At 63.4% G+C, this 25,079-nt stretch carries 26 protein-coding genes, 1 pseudogene and 1 other annotated feature; of the genes and pseudogenes, 21 read left to right on the top strand and 6 right to left on the bottom strand.

Annotation, left to right across the window (positions count from 1 at the left end):
• Positions 1–202: 202 nt before the first annotated feature.
• Positions 203–1,582: an IS1380 family transposase gene (locus tag ACM1PE_RS25115; protein ID WP_419341329.1), complete on the bottom strand. Its 1,380-nt coding sequence runs from the start codon at positions 1,580–1,582 to the stop codon at positions 203–205.
• A gap of 155 nt (positions 1,583–1,737) precedes the next feature.
• On the opposite strand from ACM1PE_RS25115, the gene ACM1PE_RS25110 reads away from it, so the two are divergent.
• The 15 genes from ACM1PE_RS25110 (at position 1,738) to ACM1PE_RS25040 (ending at position 14,821) form a co-directional block, all read left to right on the top strand.
• Complete coding sequence (locus ACM1PE_RS25110; RefSeq protein WP_052157284.1) at positions 1,738–2,589, top strand: AraC family transcriptional regulator; 852 nt, start codon at positions 1,738–1,740, stop codon at positions 2,587–2,589.
• A 124-nt stretch (positions 2,590–2,713) separates the two neighbouring features.
• Positions 2,714–3,223 carry a peptide-methionine (S)-S-oxide reductase MsrA gene (msrA, locus tag ACM1PE_RS25105; protein ID WP_008652077.1) on the top strand — a complete coding sequence of 170 codons (510 nt, stop codon included), beginning with the start codon at positions 2,714–2,716 and terminating at the stop codon, positions 3,221–3,223.
• Between the two features lie 85 nt (positions 3,224–3,308).
• Positions 3,309–3,797: a peroxiredoxin family protein gene (locus ACM1PE_RS25100; protein WP_008647316.1), complete on the top strand. Its 489-nt coding sequence runs from the start codon at positions 3,309–3,311 to the stop codon at positions 3,795–3,797.
• 4 nt (positions 3,798–3,801) lie between these two features.
• Entirely contained in the window at positions 3,802–5,334 is a 1,533-nt protein-coding gene (locus ACM1PE_RS25095; protein ID WP_008647315.1) for a protein adenylyltransferase SelO, read from the top strand.
• 567 nt (positions 5,335–5,901) lie between these two features.
• On the top strand, positions 5,902–6,342 hold the full coding sequence (gene msrB, locus ACM1PE_RS25090; RefSeq protein WP_034054008.1) for a peptide-methionine (R)-S-oxide reductase MsrB: 441 nt from the start codon (positions 5,902–5,904) through the stop codon (positions 6,340–6,342).
• Entirely contained in the window at positions 6,339–7,559 is a 1,221-nt protein-coding gene (locus ACM1PE_RS25085) for a bifunctional alpha/beta hydrolase/OsmC family protein (RefSeq protein WP_008647313.1), read from the top strand. The genes msrB and ACM1PE_RS25085 overlap by 4 nt, the downstream gene beginning before the upstream one ends.
• Before the next feature lie 32 nt (positions 7,560–7,591).
• Entirely contained in the window at positions 7,592–7,873 is a 282-nt protein-coding gene (locus ACM1PE_RS25080) for a DUF427 domain-containing protein (protein ID WP_008647312.1), read from the top strand.
• Complete coding sequence (locus ACM1PE_RS25075) at positions 7,870–9,279, top strand: mercuric reductase (protein WP_008647310.1); 1,410 nt, start codon at positions 7,870–7,872, stop codon at positions 9,277–9,279. Before ACM1PE_RS25080 ends, ACM1PE_RS25075 begins: the two co-directional genes overlap by 4 nt.
• Positions 9,280–9,296: 17 nt before the next feature.
• Entirely contained in the window at positions 9,297–9,905 is a 609-nt protein-coding gene (locus ACM1PE_RS25070; protein ID WP_008647302.1) for a sulfite oxidase-like oxidoreductase, read from the top strand.
• Positions 9,898–10,659, top strand: coding sequence for an FAD-binding oxidoreductase (locus ACM1PE_RS25065; RefSeq protein WP_008647299.1), 762 nt, complete (start codon positions 9,898–9,900; stop codon positions 10,657–10,659). Before ACM1PE_RS25070 ends, ACM1PE_RS25065 begins: the two co-directional genes overlap by 8 nt.
• Before the next feature lie 21 nt (positions 10,660–10,680).
• Positions 10,681–11,889: an ergothioneine biosynthesis protein EgtB gene (egtB, locus tag ACM1PE_RS25060; protein ID WP_206537003.1), complete on the top strand. Its 1,209-nt coding sequence runs from the start codon at positions 10,681–10,683 to the stop codon at positions 11,887–11,889.
• Positions 11,886–12,863, top strand: coding sequence for an L-histidine N(alpha)-methyltransferase (gene egtD, locus ACM1PE_RS25055; protein WP_008647294.1), 978 nt, complete (start codon positions 11,886–11,888; stop codon positions 12,861–12,863). Before egtB ends, egtD begins: the two co-directional genes overlap by 4 nt.
• Positions 12,864–12,876: 13 nt before the next feature.
• Positions 12,877–13,323, top strand: a complete 447-nt coding sequence (locus tag ACM1PE_RS25050) for a hypothetical protein (RefSeq protein ID WP_008647292.1) — start codon at positions 12,877–12,879, stop codon at positions 13,321–13,323.
• Positions 13,324–13,346: 23 nt separating this feature from the next.
• Entirely contained in the window at positions 13,347–13,883 is a 537-nt protein-coding gene (locus ACM1PE_RS25045) for an MOSC domain-containing protein (protein WP_008647291.1), read from the top strand.
• Positions 13,884–13,888: 5 nt separating this feature from the next.
• Positions 13,889–14,821 (top strand): CorA family divalent cation transporter, encoded by a 933-nt coding sequence (locus tag ACM1PE_RS25040; protein WP_008647290.1) that lies wholly within the window; start codon positions 13,889–13,891, stop codon positions 14,819–14,821.
• A gap of 122 nt (positions 14,822–14,943) precedes the next feature.
• Here ACM1PE_RS25040 and ACM1PE_RS25035 read toward each other — a convergent pair whose 3' ends face one another.
• From ACM1PE_RS25035 to ACM1PE_RS25020, 4 genes and pseudogenes are all read right to left on the bottom strand, one after another.
• Entirely contained in the window at positions 14,944–15,609 is a 666-nt protein-coding gene (locus tag ACM1PE_RS25035) for a uracil-DNA glycosylase family protein (RefSeq protein ID WP_419341322.1), read from the bottom strand.
• A 41-nt stretch (positions 15,610–15,650) separates the two neighbouring features.
• Positions 15,651–16,884 (bottom strand): annotated as a pseudogene (locus ACM1PE_RS25030) (IS3 family transposase).
• Positions 16,485–16,601 (bottom strand) — a sequence feature (AL1L pseudoknot). Its footprint overlaps the pseudogene before it by 117 nt.
• Before the next feature lie 51 nt (positions 16,885–16,935).
• Entirely contained in the window at positions 16,936–17,319 is a 384-nt protein-coding gene (locus ACM1PE_RS25025) for a BPSL0761 family protein (RefSeq protein WP_419341321.1), read from the bottom strand.
• Positions 17,320–17,441: 122 nt separating this feature from the next.
• A complete protein-coding gene (locus tag ACM1PE_RS25020; protein WP_419341320.1) occupies positions 17,442–17,813 on the bottom strand; it encodes a DNA-binding protein in 372 nt (123 codons plus the stop codon).
• Positions 17,814–19,028: 1,215 nt separating this feature from the next.
• Here ACM1PE_RS25020 and istA point away from each other — a divergent pair.
• The 4 genes from istA (at position 19,029) to ACM1PE_RS25000 (ending at position 22,078) form a co-directional block, all read left to right on the top strand.
• Positions 19,029–20,519 (top strand): IS21 family transposase, encoded by a 1,491-nt coding sequence (istA, locus tag ACM1PE_RS25015; RefSeq protein WP_419341319.1) that lies wholly within the window; start codon positions 19,029–19,031, stop codon positions 20,517–20,519.
• Positions 20,506–21,264, top strand: a complete 759-nt coding sequence (istB, locus tag ACM1PE_RS25010; RefSeq protein ID WP_419341318.1) for an IS21-like element helper ATPase IstB — start codon at positions 20,506–20,508, stop codon at positions 21,262–21,264. Before istA ends, istB begins: the two co-directional genes overlap by 14 nt.
• Positions 21,261–21,473 carry a hypothetical protein gene (locus tag ACM1PE_RS25005; RefSeq protein WP_004359146.1) on the top strand — a complete coding sequence of 71 codons (213 nt, stop codon included), beginning with the start codon at positions 21,261–21,263 and terminating at the stop codon, positions 21,471–21,473. The genes istB and ACM1PE_RS25005 overlap by 4 nt, the downstream gene beginning before the upstream one ends.
• A 284-nt stretch (positions 21,474–21,757) precedes the next feature.
• Complete coding sequence (locus tag ACM1PE_RS25000) at positions 21,758–22,078, top strand: helix-turn-helix transcriptional regulator (protein ID WP_419341316.1); 321 nt, start codon at positions 21,758–21,760, stop codon at positions 22,076–22,078.
• A gap of 395 nt (positions 22,079–22,473) precedes the next feature.
• On the opposite strand, the gene ACM1PE_RS24995 is transcribed toward ACM1PE_RS25000, so the two are convergent.
• A complete protein-coding gene (locus tag ACM1PE_RS24995; protein WP_419341315.1) occupies positions 22,474–23,148 on the bottom strand; it encodes an SOS response-associated peptidase in 675 nt (224 codons plus the stop codon).
• 45 nt (positions 23,149–23,193) lie between these two features.
• Between ACM1PE_RS24995 and ACM1PE_RS24990 the strand changes: the two genes are divergently transcribed.
• Positions 23,194–23,634: a LexA family protein gene (locus ACM1PE_RS24990; protein ID WP_419341314.1), complete on the top strand. Its 441-nt coding sequence runs from the start codon at positions 23,194–23,196 to the stop codon at positions 23,632–23,634.
• A gap of 28 nt (positions 23,635–23,662) precedes the next feature.
• Positions 23,663–24,973, top strand: a complete 1,311-nt coding sequence (locus tag ACM1PE_RS24985) for a Y-family DNA polymerase (protein ID WP_419341313.1) — start codon at positions 23,663–23,665, stop codon at positions 24,971–24,973.
• Positions 24,974–25,079: the final 106 nt, after the last annotated feature.

The following is a 25,079-nucleotide window of genomic DNA, read 5'->3' as shown; positions in this document are numbered from 1 at the left end:
CCCCCGGTGGCGCGGCTTTTTGCTTCACGCGTCGCCGTGACCGCGAGGGTTCAGGCCCGCGAGCGGCCAATCGAGGGCAGGCGGGTGAGGTTCTGCGAGCGGCCAGGTGCGTTGAGGGGGCAAGCGGCGCTGTTCGGGCATGAGACCGCCTCGCGCGAACGGGAGCGCGATCGGATCAGCAGGGCCATGGTGGCGTGGCGGATCAGCCGGGGGCGAGTCTGGCCTGGGCCAGGCGCCAGGTGGTCTGGAACGGATGACTGCTGGCCATGCTGACGTGGATGCGGCGCACGCTGATCTTGACCCGTGCGCCGATCTTGAGCAGTTTCAGGCGCAGGCTCTCGCAGGTGGCATCGGCCAGTTCGGTGCCGGCCAGCCCAATGCGACGCAGCGCTTCGAGCATCACGTAGGCAAAGGAGGCGAACCACAGCCGCAGCTGATTGGCCCGCATCGTCGCCGTCGAGGTGCGATCGGCGAACAGATGAAGCTGGCACTCCTTGATCCGGTTCTCCATTTCGCCGCGGGCGCAGTACAGCGCCTCATACAGTTCGCGTGCTGGCAAGCGCTGGGCGTCCAGGGTGGTGACGATGAAGCGCGGATTGGCCTTGCCCGGCAGTTGCTCGGCCTTGCCGACGACTCGTCGGCTGCACGACCAGCTGTCCAGCGTGCGGTAGGTGAAGTCACGAAACCGCCGTGCGGGCTTGCCGGTCTGGGTGCATTCGGCCTGCGCCTCGCTCATCTCGGTGTCGATCTGGGCCTTGAGTCGGTCGTTCTTGGCCAGCCCGAAGACGAAGTCGATGTGCGTCTCCTCGCACCAACTCATCAAGGCATCGCGCGCAAAGCCCGAGTCGGCACGCAGCACGATGCGCACCTTCGGCCAGTGGCGGCGGATCTGGGTGACGATGCGTTCGAGTTCATCGATGCTGCCCGCCGAGGCATCCGTGTTGGCCCGGCGCAGCTTGGCGGCGAGCAGATGTCGGCCGCAGAAGATGTACAGCGGCAAGTAGCAGTAACCGCCGTAGTAGCCATGGAAGAAGCGCCCTTCCTGCTGGCCGTGCAGCGGGTCGTCGGTGGCGTCCAGATCGAGGATGATCTCGTCAGGTGCCTGCTCGTGCGCCTCGATGAAGCACGCGACGAACAGCGACTCGAAGGCCGCCGGATCGTGAGCAATCTTGTGATAGCGCGAACCGTCCTTGGTGTCGGGGGCATGTTCGAGCCGGTTCAAGGTCGACTTGCCCGCCAGAGGCTCGCAGCCCTTGCGCCGAGCGCTGAGCTTGCCAGCCAGCGTAGCCAGCACCGGGTCACGGCGCAACTGGTCGTGGTCGTTCAGGTCCTCGTAGCCGAGCGCGATCCCCACGATCCGTTGCATCACCAGCGTGTGCACGGTGTGTTCGATCAGCTCCGGATCGCGCCCATCCTCGAAGCAGGCCGCCACCCGTTCGGTCAGTCGCAACGTGCGATCGACCTCGCGCAGCAACAGCGCGCCCGCATCCGAGCTGATCTGCCCTCCGTCGAAATCAACCGCCACCTGGCGGCCCTCAATACGCTCCGCACCTGGACTTCGTCCGGTACACTGTGTCGGCATCGCGGATTCCTCCGGAGTATGGTTAAGTCGTTCTCGCAAAACAACTTTCTCATATTTCCGGCCGCGATGCGCCTCCTATCTGTGAGAAATGCGGGCTAAGGAGAGGCGGAAGCTCCAAGATAATCAAGGTCTAACCCACAACAGGTGTCACGCGCTTGAACCAAAGCACTCCCTTGCCGAACGCCTCTCTGCTGAACCAGCTGTTACGGTTCACTCCCACGGCGCGCATGTTTTTCTCGGGAAATCTCTGTACCCTGACGCAGGGATCCGAGGCTGACGGCCTCAAGCAGGGGACGATGCACCTGCTGAGTCGCGGCGAGCTGCAACTGACGCGCAAGGGCTTTGCGCCGCTGAACGTGCGGGCGCCCAGCGTGCTGTTGCTTCCCCGCGCGTTGGAGCACTGGGTTCAGGGCTCAGGGCCGCAGGGGGTGGACCTGATGTGCGCCACCCTCAGTGAATTGGCGCCGCCGCTGGACATGATCTTGCCGGACGTCACGGTGATTGACTTGACCGCCACGTCATCGCTGCAGCGACCGGTAGAGCTGCTGTTCGAGGAGGCCGAGGCACGTGCTTTTGGTTATCGGGCAGCGATCGACCGCCTGCTGCAATACACCTTCGTGGTGCTTGTGCGTCACCTGATTGATCGGCAACTGCTGTCCGGCGGTGTGCTGGAGGCCATGGTCGACAGCCGTCTGGGTGTGGTGCTGTCCATGCTGCACGAATCGCCAGAGCACGACTGGACGCTTGACAGCATGGCGGAGCTGGCGCACCTGTCCCGGTCTGCCTTTGCCCTGCGCTTTGTCCAGGTGGTGGGCATACCGCCGTTGACCTACTTGACCCACTGGCGCATGGCGGTTGCCCGCAACCTACTCGCGCAAGGGCAGGCAGTGAAGGCGGTGGCCTCTCAGGTGGGCTACGGTAATGCCACCGCATTCGCGCGAGCGTTTCAACGGGCCTCGGGGCAATCGCCCAGCGCTTGGCAGATGGAGCATCTGAGTCAGCCGTAGGTCCATCGCGCCCTGGTTCTGGACGATCGGTGGCGTGATGCGGACGCCGAATGCCGTTGTGCTGTGCCGAACGGACCCGACTTCAGGTTCAATGCCTTGAGGCAGAACTTTGAAGGAGATCACGATGAACCCGAGCGAAAAAGCAGTCCTGGCCGGCGGTTGTTTCTGGGGCATGCAGGACCTGGTGCGCAAGCTGCCTGGCGTGTTGCGCACCCGTGTGGGCTACAGCGGCGGCGATGTGCCCAACGCCACCTACCGCAACCACGGCACCCACGCCGAGGCGTTGGAGGTGGAGTTCGACCCCACGCAGACGAGCTTTCGCGACCTGCTGGAGTTCTTCTTCCAGATCCACGATCCGAGCACCCCGGGGCGCCAGGGCAATGACCGCGGCAGCTCCTACCGTTCGGCCATCTTCTACACCTCGGACGAGCAGCTGGCCACGGCGCAGCAAACCATTGCCGATGTGAATGCCTCGGGTTTGTGGCCGGGCAAGGTGGTCACCGAGCTCGCGCCCGCGGGGCCGTTCTGGGAGGCCGAGCCCGAGCATCAGGACTACCTGGTCAAGCACCCCAACGGCTACACCTGTCACTACCCCCGCGCGGGCTGGAAGCTGCCGCGCCGCGAGATCGGCTGACGGTCAACGCTCAAGAACGGTGGGGGTCGGCGCGCCAGCGGGCGGGCCGACCCGGTGTGTCTGTTTTCTTCCTGAGGAGATGGTGATGCAATCCCAGTGCATTCAACGGGCGCCCGAGCTGCGGGTGCCGTGGTGGATCGACGGCGAAGGGCGCAGCATGGCACCGCTGAAGCTGGCCGATCTGGGCGACGGGTTCAAAGTGATCTTCTGCTTCCAGCACTGGTGTCCGGGCTGCCACAGCCATGGCTTTCCGACCCTGCAGAAGCTGATCAAGGCGTTGGGTGATCGCGGCTTCGCGTTTGCCGCGGTGCAGACCGTGTTCGAGGGCGTCGAGTCCAACACCTTCGAGCGCCTGCGCGAGACGCAGCTGCGCTACGGCTTGAACATTCCTTTCGGACACGACCCTGCGATCGGACGGGCGTCGTCGCTCATGGCCGACTACGGGACGCGGGGCACGCCGTGGTTTTTGGTGATCGATCCGCTGGATGAGGTGCTCTACAGCGACTTCGAGCTCGACGAGCGGCAGCTGATCGGGGCGTTCGGCGCTTCGAACGATGGTCTCAAGGCGGCCTGAAGCCATGCGTGCTTCCACACCAAAGTCCGTGTCGGAGCCGAAGACGCCGGGGACGGGCCCGGCGTTTCGGCTGCCGTTTGACAACAGCTTCTTCCGGGACATGCAGGGGTTCTATGTGCCTTGGAAGCCCGAGCCGTCCCCGGCCCCGGCCTGGGTGCAGTTCAACGACGCCCTGGCGCTGGAGCTGGGGCTGGAACCGGCGGTGCTGAAGTCTGCGACCGGTCTGGCGTGGCTGTCCGGCGTGGAAATGCCGGCTGAGGCGGCGCCGCTGGCGCAGGCCTACGCGGGGCACCAGTTCGGCCAGTTCTCGCCACACTTGGGGGATGGCCGCGCCTTGCTGCTCGGGGAACTCATCGACACGGCAGGACAGCGTCGGGACCTGGCCCTCAAGGGGTCGGGCCGTACGCCGTTTTCGCGCCGTGGCGATGGCAAGGCGGCACTGGGCCCGGCGCTGCGCGAGTACCTCATGGGCGAGGCCATGCACGCGTTGGGCATTCCCACGACGCGTGCGCTGGCGGTGATCCGGACCGGTGAGCGGGTGAACCGCGAGGGCTCGCCCCCCGGGGCGATCTTGGTGCGCGTGGCGGCCAGCCACTTGCGGGTGGGCACTTTTGAGTTCTTCGCGGCGCGGGAGGAGGAGGTGATGCTTCGGCGGCTGCTCGACTATGCCGTGGCGCGGCATGACCCCGCCCTCGCCAAGCTTTCCGACAAGCCCATTCCGATGCTGGAGGCCGTCTGTGAGCGGCAGGCGCAGCTGATTGCACGCTGGATGGGCGTGGGCTTCATCCACGGGGTGATGAACACCGACAACATGAGCATCTCGGGCGAGACCATCGACTATGGTCCGTGTGCGTTCATGGAGGGTTTCGATCCGGCCACGGTGTTCAGCTCGATCGACCGTCAGGGGCGATATGCCTACGGCCAGCAGCCGGCCATGGCGCAATGGAACCTGGCCCGTCTGGCCGAAGCGTTGCTGCCGGTTCTGGACGCCCGCGATATCGACGTCGTGGAACGGGTGGAACAGGTGGTGGCCGGGTTTGCCGTGCGCTTTGACCGGCATTGGACCGGGCAGCTGCGCGCCAAGCTGGGCTTGGCCGCTGAAGAGCCGGACGACCGCGCCCTGGCGGACGACTTCCTGCAGCTGCTGCAGCGGGAAAAGGTGGACTTCACGCTGGCGTTCCGCCTCCTGTCCGACGCCATCACGGGGCCGGATGCCGCACTGCACGACCTGTTCGGACGGGAGCGCCCGGCGCTCTCGGACTGGCTGGCGCGCTGGCGCCAGCGCATGGCCCGGGAGGGAAGGACCTTGCAGGACTGCGCCGCAACGGCGTGGTCGGTCAATCCCTTCGTGATCCCGCGCAATCACCAGGTGGAGGCGGCGCTGTCGAGTGCCGTGGACGAGGCCGACCTCGGTCCGTTCGAGCGCCTGCTGGCGGTGCTGGGGCGGCCGTACGAGACGGTGGAGTCCGCGCGGCCATTCACGCTGCCGGCCTCGCCCGAAGTGGCCGCAGCCCACCGCACCTTCTGCGGCACCTGATTGGGGTACCCAACGATTTCTGAAAGGAGACTTCGCATGACCACAATGAAACAGGAACCCGGTGTCCTTGGCGAGGCGGCCGCTCCCCTGGGTGTGACCCGGTGGGTGGACGCGTCGGGCCAGGCGCTGGAACACTTCGACCTGGACCGCATGCCCGGCCGGTTCAAGCTCATCTTCTGTTTTCAGGACGCCTGCCCGGGGTGCCATGCGACCGGCTTTCCGGCGCTTGCCCGGGTGGTCGACGCGTTTCGGGGGAGCGACTTCGTCGGGTTCGCCGCAGTCCAGACCGTGTTCGAGGACTTCGGTTCGAACACCTGGGAGCGCATGCTGGCCAATCACGCCCGCTACGCGCTGGGCATTCCCTTCGGGCACGACGCCGGTGACGAACAGGACGGCGCGGGTTCGGAGCTGATGCGCCGCTACCGCAACGGCGGCACACCCTGGTTCATTCTGATCGATCCCGATGGCAGAGTGGTCTACAACCATTTCCGAATCGACGCCGACAAGCTCGTCACCTTTCTCAAGCGGCTGGAAAACGAACCGGCGGCACCGGAGCCTGGGCCCGACATGTTGACTTGGAAAGGAGTGATTCAACTGGTGGAAACGGGCAACCCGACGCCACCGCGCCGAGTTGAGCGCAGCGAAGCCGAGTGGGCCCAACAGCTGACGCCCGAGCAGTTCCGAATCACGCGGCTCAAGGGCACCGAACGGGCGCACAGCTCCTCGATGTGTACGCTGTTTTCGCCCGGGATCTACCGGTGCGTGTGCTGCGGCACTGAACTATTCGATGCGTCGACCAAATATGACAGCCGCAGCGGCTGGCCCAGCTTCACGCAGGCCATTGCCCCGGGTCTGGTGGGCTATCACGGAGACAACAGCCACGGCATGGTGCGGGTGGAGACGACGTGCAACGTCTGCGACGCCCACCTGGGTCACGTGTTTCCCGACGGACCCAAGCCCAGCGGTCTGCGCTACTGCATCAACGCCCTGGCACTGGAGAAAGCATGAGCAGCGAAAAGGTAGGCTTCGCTGGCAGCAGCCAGGGTCTGCTGGTGGGTGTCTTGGAACGCCCGGACCATGCACCGTTACAAGCCCTGGCGGTGTTTGCCCACTGCTTTACCTGCGGAAAGAACTCTCTCGCCGCGACCCGCATCAGCCGGGCGCTGGCTCAGCAGGGCATCGCCACGCTGCGCTTTGATTTCACCGGTCTGGGCGAGAGCGAAGGCGACTTCGGGCGCGGTGGCTTTTCGTCCAGCGTGGCGGACATTGTGGCGGCGGTGCACTGGATGCAGAGCACGATCGGCATGCCTGCACTGTTGGTCGGACACAGCCTGGGGGGGACGGCGGCCATCGCGGCGGCTGCCCGCCTCGACGGCATACGGGCGGTTTGCACGCTGGGCGCACCCGCGACGGCCGACCATGTGCTTCGTCACTTCGGTCCGACCAAGTCCGAAGAGGATGGGCAGATCCAGGTCGACCTGGGCGGCCGGGCGTTCAGGATCGCGCCGGCCTTCATTGAAGAGCTCCAGGCCCAAGCCCACGAGAACCCGGTCAAGGGGCTTCGCGCGGCCTTGCTGGTTATGCACGCGCCAAGTGACGCGGTGGTGGACATCGGCGAGGCACAGGACCTGTTCAAGGCGGCCAGACATCCTAAGAGTTTCATCAGCCTGGACGATGCGGACCATCTGCTCACGCGCCCGGCCGATGCGCAGTATGCGGCTGACCTGATTGGCGCCTGGGCCTCGCGGTTTCTGCCGATGCGAGCCGAGCGAAACGATGCGCCGTCGGACCTTCGTGCGGGCGAGGTGTGGGTGGGGGAGCACGATCACGCCTTCTGGCGATCGATGCGAGCAGGTCCGCACCACCTCGACGCCGATGAGCCAAAGGAAGTGGGTGGTGGCGAACGCGGGCCCGATCCTTATGAACTTCTGCTGATGTCGCTGGGCGCCTGCACGTCCATGACATTGCGCCAGTACGCCAAGCGAAAAGGCTATGCGCTCAAGGATGTCCAGGTCAGGTTGCGTCATGAGCGCGCGCACGCGACCGATTGCCAGGAGTGCGGGGATCGCTCGGGACAGGTTGACCACGTCACGCGGCAGCTCCTGCTGAGCGGACCGTTGAGTGAAAGCCAGCGACAGGACCTGTTGCGCATCGCCGATCGTTGCCCCGTGCATCGAACGCTGGAGAACCATCCGGTGATCACCACCACACTGATTCGGGACTGATCCCAACCACACACAAACGAAGGAGACGGAGCATGAGAGCCATCTGGAAAGGCACCACCATCGCTGAGAGCGATGACATCGTGGAAGTTGAAGGCAACGCCTATTTCCCACTCGACGCGTTGCGCCCGGAACATTTCAAACCAAGCGATACGCACACCACCTGTCCATGGAAGGGGCGGGCCAGCTACTACGACGTGGTGGTCGGCGAAGACGTGAACGCTGACGCGGCGTGGTACTACCCGTCGCCCAAGGCTGGTGCGGAGGCGGTGACCGGCAGGGTGGCGTTCTGGCGCGGTGTCGAGGTGCGGCCATGAGCGGGGAACAGAGGTTCGACGCGATCGTGATCGGAGCCGGTCAGGCCGGTCCCTTTCTGGGCGCGACACTCGTTGCCCGGGGTATGAAGGTGGCGCTCATCGAGGAGCGTGACCTGGGTGGTACCTGTGTCAATCGGGGCTGCACCCCAACCAAGACCCTACGCAAGTCGGCTCGTGTGGCTCACATGGCGCGCCGGGCCAGCGAATTCGGTGTGCAAACCGGGTCGGTCCAGGTCAACTTCAGGGCAGCGATGGAGCGCATGCAACGCCGGGTGGAGGAGGCTCGCTCTGGCCTGCAGGCCTGGCTGGGCCAGTTGGAAGGACTCACCATCATCAAGGCGCGCGGTCGCCTGGCGGGCCGTGACGGCGAACAGTTCGTGGTGCTGGCCGGCGAGCATCAGCTGGTGGCGCCCAAGGTGGTGCTGAACACCGGCACACGTCCCTTTGTTCCGCCGGTGCCTGGGCTGGACGAGCTGCCGTTCCTGGACAACGAACGGCTGTTGGCGCTGCGTGAATTACCGTCCAGGCTGGTGATCATCGGCGGTGGATACATCAGCCTGGAGATGGCTCAGATCTTTCGGCGGCTGGGAAGTGAGGTTGCCATTCTGGAAACAGGGCCCCGCCTCACGGCCCGCGAGGACGAGGACATTGCAGCCGCTGTGACCGGAATGCTGACAGCGGAAGGCATCGAAGTGAACACCGGCGTGCGCATTGAGCGGGTCGGCAAGGCGGACAACGACGCTGGCGTGCGGGTGCAGTTGGCTGGTGGCCGCAGCGTGGATGGCAGCCACCTGCTGGTGGCCACCGGGCGAATACCGAACACCGACTGTCTGGGCCTGGAAACGGTGGGCCTGGAGGTCAGTGCGCGAGGCTACCTGGTCACCAACGACCGGCTCGAAACCGCGGTTCCCGGCATCTGGGCGCTGGGTGACATCAATCAGCGCGGGGCCTTTACCCACACCAGCTACCACGATCAGGACATCGTGGCGGAGAACCTGGCCGGAGGGCAACGCAGCGCCGCCGCGCGCGTCGGCATTTATGCCATGTTTACCGATCCTCCGCTGGCCCACGTCGGTCTTTATGAGGCCGACGCGCGAAAACTCGTGACCGAAGGGCGACGCATTTCCCAGGCGGTTCACGCCATGAAGGACGTCAGTCGCGCGAAGGAAGAAGGCGAAACCGTGGGCAAGATCAAGCTCCTCATCGATGAGGACAGTGGTCATTTCCTCGGAGCGACCATGCTCGGGATCCAGTCGGACGAGATCATCCAGGCGATCGGTCTGGTGATGGCCAGTGGCGGCACCTGGAAGGTGGTCCGGGATGCATTGCCCGTTCACCCGACGGTCACCGAGTTCCTGCCCACCATCATTGATCGACGCAAGCCCTTGACCGCAAGTCCTGGGTGAGCCGGAGGACCCACACCATGCCCATCAACCGCTCATTCAGCGGCCGCAATCGCGATGTCCACAACCACGGCGGTCGACTTCCGCCAGGACAGTCCCTGACGGAAGGTTTTCCCGTGCTGACTGCGGGCCCCACCCCAAAAGCCTTGGCGCTTGGCGATTGGCGCTTGACCTTGAAGGTCGGTGTGCGGCCGGTTCGCGTTTGGACCTGGAGCGAATTCCAGGCCCTGCCCCAGACCGAGCAGGTGGTCGACATCCACTGCGTTACCACCTGGTCGAAATTCGACACCCGCTGGCGCGGTGTGACGTTGGACACCTTGTTGCAGGCGGCCGGACTGGAAGCGCCCACGCCTTGGGTGCTGGCGCATTCCCAGGACGGCTACTCCACCAACGTGCCGTTGGCCGATCTGACACAAGGGCGCGCAATGATCGCAACGCACTACGACGACCGACCGCTCGCGCCCGAGCACGGGGGACCGGCACGCCTGTTGGTGCCGCATCTCTATTTCTGGAAGTCGGCCAAGTGGGTCAATGCGCTGCAGTTCAACGAGCGCGACGAGGCCGGGTTCTGGGAACTGCGGGGCTATCACATGCGAGGCGACCCTTTCAAGGAAGAGCGCTATGGATGAGGCCGTTGGTCAGCAACGGCTGAGCTGGCAGTCCGCACGCATCGAAGCGTTGCAGGCACTGACCCCACGCGTCATGCGGGTGGTGCTGCGTCCTGACAGATGGGTTCGCCCGAGGCCGGGCCAGCATTTGGATGTCCGACTGACAGCAGAAGATGGCTATCAGGCACAACGGAGCTATTCGCTCCTCTCACCTCCTCAACGTACCGGGCTCTATGAGCTGGGCATTGAGCGGTTGGACGATGGCGAAGTATCCACCTGGTTTCACGATGGGGCCCAGCACGGCGAAACGATTGAAATTCTCGGGCCGGTTGGTGGTCATTTTGTGCTTGACGAGTCGAACACACGACCAGCCTTGCTGATTGGGGGAGGATCTGGCGTTGTTCCCCTTTTGTCCATGGCAGCGCAACGCGTGGGTGCATACAGCCAAGCGCATACAACGCTGTTGGTTGCCGCACGTCATCTGGACGAAGTGTTGCTCTGGCCCACCCTGCAGCGATGGGAAGCGTTTACGCCGCGGTTTCGCAGCCGACTGGCGCTCTCGCGGGATACCTGTGCCCCGCGCGCACAGGACCACGTTGGCCGCATTGATGAGGCCGATGTTGCTTGGGCATTGCAGCAATTGGGTGATGTGGCGACCGAATCTGCGCAGGTTTTCATCTGCGGGCGTAATGACTTTGTCGAGTCCATCGTTCATATGGTCACCGGGCTAAATGTGCCCGAGGTCTCCATCCGCACCGAGCGCTTCGGAAGTTGACTCTCTTTTTTCTCATCTGCCGTGACACCTGAAGACATCCGCCTAACCCGATACGTCTCTGTCCGTTCGCGCAGCGAACGGCTGTGTGCCCCTCTGAGCGCCGAGGACCATATTCCCCAACCGGTTTCCGACGTCAGTCCGCCGAAGTGGCACTTGGCCCACACCACGTGGTTCTTCGAGACTTTTGTCCTCGCGAAACAACAGCCGGACTATCGACTGTTCCATCCTCTGTATGGCTACCTGTTCAACAGCTACTACGAATCGGAGGGCGCTCACCTGGCACGCCCGCAGCGAGGAAGCTTGAGTCGCCCGACGGTGGCTGAGGTGATGGCGTACCGCGCGCATGTGGACGAGTCCATGCGCCGTCTGCTGAAGGAACCACTGGAGCCCGCAGTCGCGGCTTTGGTAGAGCTGGGCATGCAGCATGAACAACAGCATCAGGAGTTGCTGATCACAGACATCAAGTACATCCTGGGCCACAACCCATTGCATCCGGCGTATGACCCTCTGGGCATCGGTCCCCAAGATGTGACGGCCGAACATGATGGAACCTGCCCACCCCTGGACGATTGGCTTAGCGTCGAAGGGCAGACGATTCGCATCGGCCACCAGGGGCCAGGGTTCGCCTTCGACAACGAGTCGCCATCGCATTTGGCGCTCATTCAAGGGGTAGACATCCGTGTGGCGCTAGTCACCAATGATGAATACCTTCAGTTCATGCGCGACGGAGGATATCAGCGCCATTCGCTCTGGCATGCGGAAGGCTGGGACTGGGTGCAAACGCTCGAACACCGTGCGCCGATGTACTGGCAGCCCGACCCTAACCAGCCTGAAGGATGGGGTCATTACACGCTCCAGGGTGTGATGCCGCTGACCAGTCAGGCACCGGTGACGCACGTCAGTTACTACGAGGCACACGCTTTCTGCGATTGGGCGGGGTGGCGATTGCCCACCGAGTTCGAGTGGGAGGCAGCGGCAAGCCTGTTCGGCTGGGGGCGTCGATGGGAATGGACGCGGAGCGCCTATCAGCCCTATCCCGGTTTTGCCCGCAGCGAGGGCGCGGTGGGGGAATACAACGGGAAGTTCATGGTGAACCAGCAGGTCTTGCGCGGAGCGTCCTGGGCCACATCGCCGGGCCACGCCCGTTTGACATACCGGAACTTCTTTCACGCTCCGTTGCGTTGGCAGTTCACGGGCATCCGTCCTGTTCGCTCGCGGGAGTCCGCATGACTGATCGGGACAGACTGACGGAGCATGTTCTGCAAGGGTTGACGCGACCACAGAAGGCGCTCTCATCCGCTTGGTTCTACGACGATGAGGGCTCGCGCCTGTTTCAGCAGATCATGGCGCTGCCCGAGTACTACCTCACACGCCTTGAGCACGAGCTGCTGCGCTCACGCGCGGATGAGCTTTCCCGGTGGATAGATCCTCGGTGCAGCCCGATCGATCTGATTGAACTGGGCAGCGGCGACGGGGCCAAAACGCTGTCGCTGTGCCAGGCACTGGCGCAACGTGAAGTGGATTGCATCTACAGGCCTATGGATGTGTCCGCACACGCCCTAGCGGATCTGAGCCGCCGCTTTGACACGTACCTCCCCCGCATGGCCATCGAACCGGTGCTGGGAGACTATTTCGAGCATTGGCCTCAGGTTGCCGAAGGGCGACGCCAGGTTGCAATGTTGCTGGGCAGCAATCTGGGCAACCTGGACGAACACGGTGCCGTCAAGCTGCTGCAACGGGTGCATTCGCATTTGCGCCCAGGTGACCTTGTGCTGCTTGGTCTGGATCTGGTCAAGGACCCGGCCGTGTTGCGCGCAGCTTACGATGACTCCCAGGGCGTGACTGCTGCGTTCAATCTGAACCTGCTGACGCGGCTGAATCGCGAGTTGGGCATGGACTTCGATCTGACGAAATTTCGGCACTACGCCAGCTACTGTCCGCTGGAACACGTGGCCAGAAGCTTTCTGGTGAGCCAGGTTGACCAGGTGGTCCACAGCAGAACCCTTGACCGAGGGTTCGTATTCCATGCCGGGGAGACCATCTATACAGAGCAATCCCAGAAATACTCCCTGGCTTCGATCGAACACCTCGCAGGCCGAAGCGGGTTTGACAACACCTGCACCCTGACCGACCCCCGAGGCTGGTACGCCATCACCGTCTGGCACCGGCTACCGTTCACCCCAACGCAACAAACGTCGACCTGACATAGGAGTCCTAATGAGCAACAAGACCCATCTGCGCCAGACCATGCTGGACCTTGCCGAAGGGCGCCTGCGGTTTGCCGAACAGACCTATGCGCAATACCTGGTCGGTGCGGCGGGCCGCGGAGATGAACCCAGTGAAAGCGATGCGGCGTCGCGGGCCGTCAACAATGCTGCTCTGGCGCAGGCGTTCGAATGCCCCATTCACGACCACCAGGAGGCCCTGGAAGTCTTGCGTCAGATCGATTTCGGTCCCCGGGATTCGGTGGAGACAGGCGCCGTGGTTCGCATCGACGGGCGTTGGTTCGTGATTGCGGTTGCCAGCGATGCCTTCCAGTGCGACGGCAACACCTACATGGGAATTTCCACCCAGGCGCCCATCTACGCAGCGATCGCAGATGCCCGAGCCGGTGATGTTGTCAGCTTCCGGCAACGCGAACTGCACATAGAGGAAGTCTTGTGATGCACCTCATTCGAGTCTGAACGATGGGCAGCACGCTGCGCGACCTGGTCCGGCGCTTTCATGGCACAGGTCGGCTTGATGCCATCGTTCTGCGCCCGGATCGCCTCAAGGACGCAGTGTCCGTGCAGGAGGCCAGGGCCGAACCGGGTCTCGGGCTGATTGGCGATCACCGCTCCCTGAAGCTTCGTCAGTCGGATGCGCAACGCCATCGCGAGCTGAGTCTGATCCAAGCTGAGCACCTTGGCTTGCTCGGGGTCTGGACGGGGCAAGCTCCAATTGCCCCGGAGCGTTTGCGGCGCAACCTTGTGATCTCGGGCATCAACGTCGCCGCAATGCATTCACCCTTCCGGGAAGAACGCTTTGTCTGGCGAATTGGCGGATCGGTCCGCATTGAAATCACGGGGCCATGTCCTCCTTGTTCACGCATGGAGGACGAACTCGGTGAAGGCGGTTACGCCGCGCTGCGCGGTCACGGGGGCGCCACGGCACGGATCGTCGTAGGTGGCGTGCTACGGGTTGGAGATACCGTTAACTTCGAGGTTGAATCCACCGTGGGTTGATAGCCATGATCGAAGCAGAGCGTACGCCTGGGTTTCTCCATCTTCTCCAGATGACCGGCGGTGCGTCGTGGTTGCACATGTGCATCCACCACCGCGAGACGGAGAGTTTTCTCTCAAGCGTGACCGGCCTGGACAAGCTGATCGCCGCAGCGATGGTGTCTGAAGATACCCGCTCGCGGTTGCGCGTCCACGGGCAGGGCGTGATGGTTTTGCTCAAAGCGATGCATTTGAGAGCTGATGGAGTGGGGCATCCGGAGGACATGGTGTCCATGCGAATCTGGATTGATGAGCGTCGGGTTATCACGACCCGCGAGGAGGATGTGGATCCCATCCTCGAACTTGCGGAAGACATCTCTCAGGGGCGGGGCTCGGCAACGCCAGGTGACTTCCTTTGCGATCTCATCGAAGAGCACCTCTCGGAAGTTTCCGAGCAGGTCGAGATGCTAGAGGATGGGGTGAATCTGATCGGCGGCCTTCTGGTTCAACACCAGACGGAAGCGGCATGCCCGAGCATGGCCAATACCCAGACCGCGATCTCTGGCTTTCTGCGTCATCTTGGCCCCCAGCGGGCCGTTCTTCAAACGTTGACAACCCTCGTCGTCCCGCCGCTGAATACCAATCATCGAGGCCGACTGGAGGAGCACCTGAACCAGCTGTTGCGGTTGCTCGAAACGCTGGAGAATTTGCGTGACCGTATCGATATCCTCAGTGACCAGGCAAACCGCATTCAGGAGCGACAGCTGAACCAAAGCTCTTATGTTTTTGCCGTGGTATCCACAATCTTCTTGCCCTTGAACTTTGTCACTGGCCTGTTTGGCGCCAATCTTCTGGGACTGCCGTTCGCAGATGCCACCAACGGTTTCTGGGTGTTGGTAGGTCTTTGCTTACTAATGAGTGTTGGGTTGTTAGCGGTTTTTCGCTGGCTCAAATGGCTTTAGTAGACGGTTTGTGGACTCTCTGAGATGTATCTTCGGAGCCGTCCATCAAGGACGGGTGCGCTGTTAGGAAACACGATACGTGTCCTTAAGATGTGACTCAGAGGGAGCCTACAAGTGACTTGTTAGGCATCACTGAGTGAGAGGGCGACACGTTTCCTTAGTACAGGCAATAGCTCAGCTTCGAACCAGGGGTTTTGTGCAAGCCATCGATTGTTCCTCGGGCTTGGATGAGGAAGTGGAATGACGCTTGGCAGGTGCATGCGCCAAGACTGAACCACCTCCGTCACCGATGAGCCTGCATTGGGGAGATGGTAGTCTTGAGCAAACTGCCCAATGACCAAGGTGAGTTGGATGGACTTTAGGTGCTTGAGAAGTTCATTTCGCCATGCTGGAGCGCACTCAGGTCGTGGGGGTAGATCGCCCGAAACACCAGTTCCGGGAAAGCAAAACCCCATGGGCAAGATGGCGACTCGACGTTCGTCATAGAAGATTTCAGATGTAACCCCAAGCCAAGAACGGAGCCGCTCGCCGCTGGCGTCTTGAAACGGAATGCCTGATTCATGTACTTTCCGGCCGGGTGCTTGTCCGACGATGAGGATACGTGCAGATCCATGACATTGAAGTACTGGCCGTGGGTCCATCGGGAGACTTGCGGAACATATCTTGCAGGCTCTGACCTCTCGCAGTAAAGCCTCAAGAGAATCCTTGGTGCTGGAGTTCAGCCTTATTGTTGGTATGGATGCCCCCGTTTGTTTGCGCAAACTTGGCGTTCTGATTTTCATGGGCATGGTGAACCACCCCGGGAATCGTGGAGGCCGGTTGGTTTAAGTCAGGCCACCACCATGGAGACCTGACTGGCGAGTTGCCGGTAGTAGTTTGCCTCAGCCTCGGCGGACGGGATGTAGCCGATGGGTTCGAGCAGCCGGTGGTGGTTGAACCATGACACCCATTCGAGGGTGGCCAACTCCACCGATTCCTTGTCTTCCACGTTGCTCGTCGGTGGATCAATTCGGCCTTGTACAGCCCGTTGATCGTCTCGGCCAGCGCGTTGTCATAGCTGTTGCCCTTGCTGCCCACAGAGGGTTCGATACCGGCCTCGGCCAGTCACTCTGTGTAGCGGATACTGACATATTGCGCCCCCTGTCGGAGTGACAGACCAAGCCGCCGTCGCGCTCAGGCTTGCGTGCGTACAGCGCCTGCTCCAGCGTATTGAGCACGAAGTCCGTACGCATCGAACTGCTCACCCGCCAGCCCACATGCGCCGGGCGCACGCGTCGATCACAAAGGCCACGTACAGCCAGCCTTGCCAGGTTGAAACGTAGGTGAAGTCCGAGACCCTCAGCTGGTTGGGCCGCTCGGCTTTGAATTGCCGGTTGACCCGGTCCAGCGGGCACGGTGCCCGAGCGTCGCTGATGGTGGTGCGCTCCACCTTGCCACGGCGCACGCCCTGCAAGCCAAGGCGCCGCATCAGCCGCTCGACTGTGCAGCGGGCAATGGTGATGCCTTCGCGGTTGAGCTGTCTCCAGACCTTGTCGGCGCCGTAGACCTGCATGTTGGCGTGCCACACGCGTTCCATGTGCGGCACCAGATTGTCGTCACGTTGGGCGCGCGTGCAGCGCAGCTGAGGACCGCGCTGATGAGCAGCATGGCGCCAATAGCCTGACAGGGCGATCTTCAACACTTCGCAAATCGACTCGACCCCGTAGGCCTGTCGACGCTGATCGACAAACTTGTTCAGGACTGCAGACGGCGGTCGAGTTCCGCCTGGGCGAAAAGCGCGCTGGCCAGCTTGAGGATCTCTCATTGGCTTTGTGCACCTCTTTGACCTCGCACTCCAGCGCCTTCATCTGTTTACGCTCGGATGTCGTGATGCCGTCGCGCTCGCTGGAATCGATCTGGTCTCGCTTGACCTATTCGTTGAGGGTCTGGGGAACGCAGCAGATCATGGGGGCGATGGATTCGATGGCGGCCCACATCAAGGGGTACTCGCCTCGGTGCTCGCGCACCAAGCGAACGGCTTGTTCTCGCACCTCGGGTGAAAATTGGTTCGAATTCTTGCTCATGGCTCTATCCTCTCAGGGAAAAGAGCCTCTTCAAAACCCGGGGCGGTTCATTCAGGGGACGGAGTCCGGACTGCCGAACTCTCGACCTACTGGCCGGACGCAACCCCATTCAGACGACTCAGGAGCCGATTGCATAGCTTTTCTCACGTTCTTGGTCATCGTCGATCGGCTTCTCGCGCCATTTCCTGACACGGTACCGGTCGCATAATCTTTGACGGTCTCTTCCGGGGCAAGCCATCGCTGATCGAGAAACCCGTGCGGCAGGCGATCGATATCACCGATCATCTGTTCGAGCTCGCGTGGATCCGGATAGTGGCGCAACGCAACCCTTGCCAGGCAACGAAGGTTCTCAGGCATGTCGTCCCTTGCAAGCATCTTCCGCAGAATTTCACCGGCCAAGCGGAGAGCCCGCGCGCGTTCATTTGGCATCGTCATGACGTCCTCCGTTTCCCGCATCGGTACTGCCCGTCAGGTTCATCCATCTGCCTGCTTCCGGTCGGCATCAACACTCGAAGCGAGGATGTATTTCAGCATGGCGACGCAAGGCGTGTTACTCGTTACCCAAGGTACCCGGACCTGATTGATTCAAGATAGCCAACTGCGTCATCCATCCGGCCTGCGCCAGCCAGTTGCATCAACGTCTTGCCACCGAGCGCCGAAATCGAGGCACCTTTGATGAGGCCGACCGAGCGTTGCAAATCCGGCTCCACCCTGGTGGCCAATGACACCAGGCGCATAAGTTCACGCAGAACACCTTGCAATTTTTCCGACTCTGGGAGGGGGAGCGGCGTGACAATCTGGACGCCAGCGAACTCGGCCAGATCTTGCGGCCTCATGTCAAACAGTTTCGCGACGGCAGAAGCAGACAGACGTGTTGTGCCAGGTTCGAGGAAGTCCTCCGTGAAACTGCTGCTTTCAGTGATATTCATACTCAGATGGGCAAAGACTATTCCTGATCTTCCTCTTGAGCTTCTGGAGGAAAGGTCGGTGGTGTCTAAAGGGCCGTCGAATCTGAAGGGCTGTCGTCAGAGTTGATTTCGGTCAGACGATCTATGAGTACATCCATGTCGTCACATCCCGAAATGCCCGTGAGCCTCGTGACGATCTCTCTTTCGACCGCCCATTGGTACGACTTGAGAGACTCAAACATGGCTCGACCTCCAATCGAAAGCTGCGATGCGTTCTGCCCTGGCGATCCGAGGAGGAGGGAAAACACCAGCATCATCGGTGCGGCCAAAGTCGCTTGCCCGCTGTCTGAATCTTCGTCGAAGGCTTCCAGCGATCTCAGGTCGCGCGCCACTGAAATCAGAAGTGGTTCAGGAAGCGCATTCGGGAGTGTTAACGGCGGTCGATTCCCGCACAAATCCGGCGTCCACCGCCGGCACGGCACAGCATGACCTTGATCTGGTGAGCGGATAGCGGCTGTTTGCTTGATGGGGTCAGGGGCGTTGGAAGGCGCCCGTAGGGCGACTGGAAACGCCCCTGACCCCAGCGCGCCGATGGCGGGCGGGGTGTTCGTGCAATCGGGAGGGAGGGCGTTTGGCACCCGAGTGGCCGATGCGCGCACAATCGGGCTCGGCCTGTGGCAACGCAGGCGCGACACCGGCTCAAACCGCCAAGTCATCCCCAGTGTCGCGCCCCACACCCGCGCAAGGCTGCGCGGTCGTTGCGCCCGTAGTCTTTCACGAAGTGGGCGCTGGCGTCGAGTCTCCCACGGGCCTCAAGGCCCATGGAGTCGACCGGACGACGCTATCTCTGTGCCGCGTGCCGCGCGGCAGTGCTGATCTGCAGCCACTGTGATCGGGGGCAGCGCTATTGCGCCGCCGGCTGCGCCCAGCGTGCCCGCGCGGCCTCGCTGCGGGCAGCCGGCACGCGCTACCAGGCGAGCTTTGCGGGGCGCCTGGCGCACGCGCAACGCCAGCGCCGCTACCGCGCGCGACGCCAGGAAGTGACGCATCAGGGTTCCCCGCCGCCGGCCCCGCCTGTTGAAGTAAGGACCGCGCCGACCGTGCCCGAGTCCGTACCGTCCGCGAGCGGGCAGTGCCACCTGTGCCACCGCGCACTGTCCCCGTTCGTGCGTCAGGACTTCCTGCACTCCCCGGTTCGGCGCCCCTGTCCGCGATCCGAACGGAGTCCGCCCCGCCATGGCCCTGTCCCCTGAACACGAAGCGCAGATCCTGCGCTACTACCACGCCGAGCGCTGGCGCATCGGCACCATCGCCGTGCAGCTCGGGCTGCACCGCGACACCGTCGCGCGCGTGCTCGCCCAGGCCGGCCTGCCCCGGCACGGCCCCGTGCAGCGCGCCTCGGCGATCGACCCCTATCTGCCCTTCATCCACGACACGCTCGCGCAGTTTCCGCGCCTTACGGCCGCGCGGCTCTACGACATGGTGCGCGCACGCGGTTACCCCGGGCGCCCCGATCACTTCCGCCACCTCATCGCCCGCCACCGCCCGCGCCCGAGCGCCGAGGCCTACCTGCGGCTACGCACCCTGCCCGGCGAGCAGGCCCAGGTCGACTGGGGGCACTTCGGGCACCTGACGATCGGGCGCGCGCGCCGTCCGCTGATGGCCTTCGTCATGGTGCTGTCGTGGTCGCGCCAGATCTATCTGCGCTTCTTCCTCGATGCGCGCATGGAGAACTTCCTGCGCGGCCATGTCGGCGCCTTCGAGTGCTGGGGCGCGGTGCCGCGCATCGCCCTCTACGACAATCTGAAGAGCGCGGTGCTCGAGCGTTGCGGCAACGCGATCCGCTTCCACCCGACCCTGCTCGCGCTCGCCGGCCACTACCGCTTCGAGCCGCGCCCGGTGGCGGTGGCGCGCGGCAACGAGAAGGGGCGCGTCGAGCGCGCGATCCGCTACGTGCGCGAGGCCTTCTTCGCCGGATGCGCCTTCGCCGATCTGGACGACCTGAACGCGCAGGCCCAGGCCTGGTGCGAGGGCGCCGCCGGTGCGCGGCGCTGCCCCGAGGACGCCTCGATGACGGTGGCCGAGGCCTTCGCGGCGGAGCGCGAGCGCCTGCTCGCGCGGCCCGAGACACCGTTTCCGACCGACGAGCTGCGCGCGGTGTCGGCGGGCAAGACCCCGTACGTGCGCTTCGACCTGAACGACTACTCGATCCCCCACACCCATGTACGGCGCACCCTCACCGTGCTCGCCGACCCGCTGCGGGTGCGCATCCTCGACGGCGAGGACGTCATCGCCACCCATGCGCGCAGCTACGACCGCCGCCAGCAGATCGAGTGTGACGCCCACCTCGAGGCGCTCGTCGCACACAAGCACGCGGCCAGTGCGCACCGCGCCACCGACCGCCTGACGGCGGCCGTGCCCACCTGCCAGGCGCTGCTCGCCCAGGCCGCCGAGCGCGGCGAGCCGCTCGGGCGCACCACGCGCGCGCTCACCGACCTGCTCGACCGCTACGGCGCGGGCGAACTGGCCGTTGCCGTCGACGAGGCGCTCGCGCGCGGCGTGCCGCATCCCAACGCGGTGCGCCTGGCGCTCGAGCGTCGGCGCGAGGCGCCCCCGCCACTGGGTGTGCCGCTGCCCGCGCATCTGAAGACGCGCGACGTCACCGTGCGCGCCCACCCCTTGGCCGGCTACGACCGCCTGCTGGAGGACGACCATGACGACGCCTGAACCGCTGCTCGCGCGCGCCCGTGCGCTGCAACTGCACGGGGTGGTGAGCCACTGGGCCGAGTGCGCCCAGGCCCCGTGGATCGCCCCGCTCATCGAGTGGGAGGAGACCGAGCGCGCCCGACGCTCACTCGAGCGCCGGCTGCGCTGCGCGCACATCGGCCGCTTCAAGCCGCTGGCCGACTTCGACTGGCGCTGGCCCGAGCAGTGCGACCAGGCCGCCATCGCCGAGCTGATGACACTCGGCTTCCTCGAGACCGCCACCAACGCCTTGCTGGTCGGCCCCTCCGGGCTCGGGAAGACCACCATCGCGCAGAACATCGCCCACCAGGCGGTGCTGCGCGGGCACACCGTGCTCTTCACCACCGCCGGCCAACTCCTGGGCGAGCTCGCCGCGCTCGACTCCGACTCCGCGCTGCGCCGCCGCCTGCGCCACTACGCCAGCCCCACGCTCCTGGTGATCGACGAGGTCGGCTACCTCTCCTACTCGAACCGCCACGCCGATCTGCTCTTCGAGCTCATCAGCCGTCGCCACGAGAAAAAGAGCACCCTCATCACCACCAACAAGTCCTTTGCCGAATGGTCCGAGGTGTTCCCCAACGCCGCCTGCGTGGTCGCGCTCATCGACCGCCTGATCCATCACGCCGAGATCATCGCCCTCAAGGGCCCGTCCTGGCGCCACAAGGAAGCCCAGGAGCGCGCCGCCACCAACGCCCGCAAACGCAAATCCGCACGGAGTCCCGCATGAAGACCGACCACCCGCCGTCCGGGCTGCTGCGCGGCCTGGACCTGCTCATCGACGCCGACTGGACGCCCGAGCAGGCCCGGGCCGTGATCGAGCTGCTCGACGATCTGCGCGAGCGCATCTGGGCGCACTACGAGCTCGCCCTGTTCGAGCACTACCGCCAGGACCGCCTCACGCAGGCCGAGCTGCCGTTCGACGATCCGTCGTTCTGATCGAGCCCCGCCCCCCAGCACAACGAGGGCCGACGCGCGCGGCCCTCGTGCCGTTTACGGCGCCGCCGGCGCCCACTCGACGACGCCGTTTAACGACGCCAGATTTGTGCGGAATCAGGGAGCCGGCAACAGGGAGTGCTGCTGTTCCGGCGTTCTGCTTCTGAAGCACCTTGGACAGGTTTGTCAGATCGGTTGGCGCGTCCGGACGAAGGCTGGCGAGGGTCAACATACGGCTCCTGAAAACAAAAGTAGCGGGTCTTCCACGCATCCAATTTGTACCATATATGCGGGTGCATAAATGCGCTTTCCCGTTAAGAGTCGCGGGCATGCGCAAAGTGCAAGATCTGCCGGTACTTCTCGCTGCGGCGACAGCGATCAAGGCTCGGCGCACGGAGATCAACATCAGCCAAGAGGAGCTTGCTCATCGTGCTGACGTTCACAGGAGCTTTGTGGCGAGGCTGGAGCTTGCTGAGACTCAGCCTTCTTTGGCGGTGTTTTTTCGACTAGCTAACGCTCTGGAGGTCGAAGTGGTGGAGCTCACTCGAACTATCGTCCGGCGTGCGGAACAAGAGAGAAGGTCCGCGAAAAAGCGAAGCGCTACTTAGGAAGTGGGGAGCGCCCTGGAGAAGAGTCTATTGCGCGCTCGTAGGCCTTGTGCTCGCAGCATCGAAGAGGTTTGCTTCCTGGGGAGTTGCTGTGTGGGCTCTGGCAGCGAGGCCGGGTGAATCTCGACGATGGCGATCCTCTAAACGATTCAACGAAACCCGCGGTGGCCCCCTCAGCATATCGTTCTGTCGTTTGCGCCACTACCTCATTCTGAGGATGCATTCCTGGATAACAACTGGCACCATTTCAGTCCAATCCTCCTTGAGTGCGTGACAGCATCCAAGGTTCGGCCCGCTCTGGCGGGCTATTCTTTTTCTGTGCCATCTGTTTTCGCCAAGGTCGGTTTAGACCGCTTGATTTGATGTTTCTCCTCTCTCTATTGCTGTCCTGTTGACTACCGCTTCTTCTTCCCGCGGTCTGGATCCGGCGTCGAGATCAGCAGGTGTGCCGGATACTGCCGCATGAAGTCCATCGACTTCGCCGCCGGCGCCTTCAGCCACTCGTCGTACTGGTGCTCGTGCAGGATTACCACCATGCGCTTTTCGTCCTGGGGCTTGTGGAAGTGCTTGAACAGCTCGTGGTCGTCTGCGTTGATCGTGAGCATGGTGAAGCTCAAGAGTTCTTCCCCCGTGGCCTTGCGGTTGCTGGTCCACAAACCGGCGATGCCGATGGGGTGGCCATCCTTGCGCTGGATGCGCGTTGGCACCGCGGATCCACTGCGCCAGTCGGGCTCATAGATCGCCTCCACCGGCACGATGCAGTGCTGCCCGTTGCGCCAGGCGTCCCTGAAGCTGGGCTTCTCTGCCACAGTCTCTGACCTGGCGTTGTAGGTGCGCCGGCCGAAGGCCACGTCACCACTCCAGTGCGGCACCATCCCGAATAGTCCCACCAGCGATTCGCGTGGCGGCACGGCATCGTCACCCACATCGGCGTTGGGGTGCCTGCGAACGAACGGCGCCTGGTACGCCGGCCAGACGTCCTTCCGCAGGTTTACCCCGGCGGGCAGCTCGACACCGAAGTGCAGCCTCAGGCGCTCGGTGCTGGTGCAGGCATCGTAGTTGGAGCACATGCGGACATTCTGGTGTGCAGATGATCAAAGCCGTATACTGTACATATGAACAGTATTGGCAATTTCTCCGAACCCGTGCCGTTGTCGGCCGCGTCGTTGATGCTGCCCATCGCTGCCGGGTACATCCGTGCGGGGTTTCCGTCTCCTGCGGAAGACTTCGAGGTCAACCGCCTGGATCTGACCCAGATCCTGATCCAGCACCCCCAGTCGACCTATTTCTGGCGCGCACGCGGGATTTCCATGCGGGAGAAAGGCATCGACGACGGTGACCTGCTCGTGGTGGATCGCGCCGTGCGCCCGGTTCACGGCCACATCGTGGTGGCGACCGTCGACGGGGAATTCACGGTCAAGGAGCTCTCCCAGCGCCTTGGTCGCATGCGCCTGAAGGCGGCCAACCCCACGTTCCCGGACATCGTGCCCAAGGAAGGACAGACCATCGAGGTCTGGGGTGTGGTCACGTCCAGCATCAAGCGCTTCGTGCTTTGAGCGGTCATCCGATGCGAGGAATGCCGCCATGTACGCGCTGGTCGACGGCAACAACTTTTATGTCTCCTGCGAAAGGGTGTTCCGGCCCAGCCTGAACGGGCGTCCGGTGGTGGTCCTGTCTAACAACGATGGTTGCGCCATCGCGCGCAGCAACGAGGCCAAGGACCTGGGCATCAAGATGGCCGCGCCCTGGTTCAAGATCCGTCATCTGGAAGAGTCGGCTGGGCTGGTGGCGCTGTCGGCCAACTTTGTGCTCTACGGCGACATGAGCGACCGCATGATGACCCTGGCGGCCGGGCTTGGGCCGACGCAGGAGATCTATTCGATCGACGAGAGCTTCATCGGCCTGCATGGCGTGCGCGGTGATCTCGTGGCCCGCGGTCGCAAGGTGCGGGAGCGCATCCTGCAGTGGACGGGCATCCCGACCTGCATCGGCATGGCGCCAACCAAGACGCTGGCCAAGCTGGCGAACCACATTGCCAAGACCACCGAGCGCAAGCCGGGCAGCTATCCCAAGGAATTTGCCCAGGTGTTCAACCTGGCTGCCCTGCCTGCCCAGGACCTGGACGATGTGTTGCAGGCCACCGAAGTGGGCGATGTCTGGGGTGTGGGGCCCCGGATCTCCGCGCAGCTTCGAGACGGCGGCATCCGGACCGTGCTGGACCTGACCCGCATGGATCCGGCCACTGCTCGACGGGGCTGGAGCGTGACCCTGGAGAAGACCGTGCGTGAACTGCAGGGCCAGCCCTGCGTCGATCTGGACGACGCGCCGGGACCCAAGCAGCAGATCGCCTGCACGCGCTCATTCGGGAAGCCGGTGCATCAGCTGGCGCCTCTGATCGAAGCGGTGAGCGAGTTTGCCGCCCGTGCCGCGGAGAAGCTGAGAAAGCAGAAGAGCCTGGCGACCGAGATGCTGGTATTCATGCACACCTCACCCTATCGGCCAGGGCCGCAGTGTTCGCGCAGTGTGGTCGTGCCGCTGCGCCGACCCACCGACGACACCCTGGCGCTGACCAAGGCTGCCACCGACGGCATGCGCTTCATGTACTTGGCCGGCTACCAGTTCATCAAGGCCGGTGTCATCCTGGTGGACCTGCAATCAGCGAATGTCCATCAAAGGGAGCTGGAGCTTGACGATCCCAACGATGCACCGGCCACGCGTGATCGCACAAGACTCATGACCGCCATGGATGTGATCAACACCCGTTTCGGCAAAGGGACCATTCACTCGGGCGGGACCGGCAAGCTCGGGGTGAATCGGGTATGGACCATGAAGCAGGAGCGGCGCACGCCGGCCTACACCACCTGTCTGGCGGATGTGCCTGTAGCAAGGGCATGACCGTGGAAACGATTTACGCCACGCGGCTACGTGTACCTGACCTGCGCGGCGCGGTGCGCCTGCGAGAAATTCCGTTGAAGGGGATGCCGATTGACTATCTCGTGCA

Origin of the sequence: Achromobacter sp. PD1 (genome assembly GCF_048541815.1) — a bacterium.
Taxonomy (GTDB): domain Bacteria; phylum Pseudomonadota; class Gammaproteobacteria; order Burkholderiales; family Burkholderiaceae_B; genus Achromobacter; species Achromobacter bronchisepticus_A.
Note: the sequence above shows the minus strand (reverse complement) of the source record. Positions and strands in the feature narration are given on the sequence as shown.

What these genes read in the sequence shown, in the direction of transcription:
- ACM1PE_RS25070 (WP_008647302.1), top strand. Translation starts at nt 9,297, where the DNA reads ATGCCCATCAACCGCTCATTCAGCGGCCGCAATCGCGATGTCCACAAC.
- ACM1PE_RS25085 (WP_008647313.1), top strand. Translation starts at nt 6,339, where the DNA reads ATGAGCAGCGAAAAGGTAGGCTTCGCTGGCAGCAGCCAGGGTCTGCTG.
- ACM1PE_RS25095 (WP_008647315.1), top strand. Translation starts at nt 3,802, where the DNA reads ATGCGTGCTTCCACACCAAAGTCCGTGTCGGAGCCGAAGACGCCGGGG.
- ACM1PE_RS25000 (WP_419341316.1), top strand. Translation starts at nt 21,758, where the DNA reads ATGCGGGTGCATAAATGCGCTTTCCCGTTAAGAGTCGCGGGCATGCGC.
- msrA (WP_008652077.1), top strand. Translation starts at nt 2,714, where the DNA reads ATGAACCCGAGCGAAAAAGCAGTCCTGGCCGGCGGTTGTTTCTGGGGC.
- ACM1PE_RS25065 (WP_008647299.1), top strand. Translation starts at nt 9,898, where the DNA reads ATGGATGAGGCCGTTGGTCAGCAACGGCTGAGCTGGCAGTCCGCACGC.
- istB (WP_419341318.1), top strand. Translation starts at nt 20,506, where the DNA reads ATGACGACGCCTGAACCGCTGCTCGCGCGCGCCCGTGCGCTGCAACTG.
- ACM1PE_RS25080 (WP_008647312.1), top strand. Translation starts at nt 7,592, where the DNA reads ATGAGAGCCATCTGGAAAGGCACCACCATCGCTGAGAGCGATGACATC.
- ACM1PE_RS25075 (WP_008647310.1), top strand. Translation starts at nt 7,870, where the DNA reads ATGAGCGGGGAACAGAGGTTCGACGCGATCGTGATCGGAGCCGGTCAG.
- ACM1PE_RS25005 (WP_004359146.1), top strand. Translation starts at nt 21,261, where the DNA reads ATGAAGACCGACCACCCGCCGTCCGGGCTGCTGCGCGGCCTGGACCTG.
- istA (WP_419341319.1), top strand. Translation starts at nt 19,029, where the DNA reads ATGGCCCTGTCCCCTGAACACGAAGCGCAGATCCTGCGCTACTACCAC.
- ACM1PE_RS25025 (WP_419341321.1), bottom strand. Translation starts at nt 17,319, where the DNA reads ATGACGATGCCAAATGAACGCGCGCGGGCTCTCCGCTTGGCCGGTGAA.
- ACM1PE_RS25035 (WP_419341322.1), bottom strand. Translation starts at nt 15,609, where the DNA reads ATGCCCATGAAAATCAGAACGCCAAGTTTGCGCAAACAAACGGGGGCA.
- ACM1PE_RS25020 (WP_419341320.1), bottom strand. Translation starts at nt 17,813, where the DNA reads ATGAATATCACTGAAAGCAGCAGTTTCACGGAGGACTTCCTCGAACCT.
- ACM1PE_RS24995 (WP_419341315.1), bottom strand. Translation starts at nt 23,148, where the DNA reads ATGTGCTCCAACTACGATGCCTGCACCAGCACCGAGCGCCTGAGGCTG.
- ACM1PE_RS25050 (WP_008647292.1), top strand. Translation starts at nt 12,877, where the DNA reads ATGAGCAACAAGACCCATCTGCGCCAGACCATGCTGGACCTTGCCGAA.
- ACM1PE_RS25045 (WP_008647291.1), top strand. Translation starts at nt 13,347, where the DNA reads ATGGGCAGCACGCTGCGCGACCTGGTCCGGCGCTTTCATGGCACAGGT.
- msrB (WP_034054008.1), top strand. Translation starts at nt 5,902, where the DNA reads ATGTTGACTTGGAAAGGAGTGATTCAACTGGTGGAAACGGGCAACCCG.
- ACM1PE_RS25100 (WP_008647316.1), top strand. Translation starts at nt 3,309, where the DNA reads ATGCAATCCCAGTGCATTCAACGGGCGCCCGAGCTGCGGGTGCCGTGG.
- ACM1PE_RS25115 (WP_419341329.1), bottom strand. Translation starts at nt 1,582, where the DNA reads ATGCCGACACAGTGTACCGGACGAAGTCCAGGTGCGGAGCGTATTGAG.
- ACM1PE_RS25040 (WP_008647290.1), top strand. Translation starts at nt 13,889, where the DNA reads ATGATCGAAGCAGAGCGTACGCCTGGGTTTCTCCATCTTCTCCAGATG.
- ACM1PE_RS24990 (WP_419341314.1), top strand. Translation starts at nt 23,194, where the DNA reads ATGAACAGTATTGGCAATTTCTCCGAACCCGTGCCGTTGTCGGCCGCG.
- ACM1PE_RS24985 (WP_419341313.1), top strand. Translation starts at nt 23,663, where the DNA reads ATGTACGCGCTGGTCGACGGCAACAACTTTTATGTCTCCTGCGAAAGG.
- egtD (WP_008647294.1), top strand. Translation starts at nt 11,886, where the DNA reads ATGACTGATCGGGACAGACTGACGGAGCATGTTCTGCAAGGGTTGACG.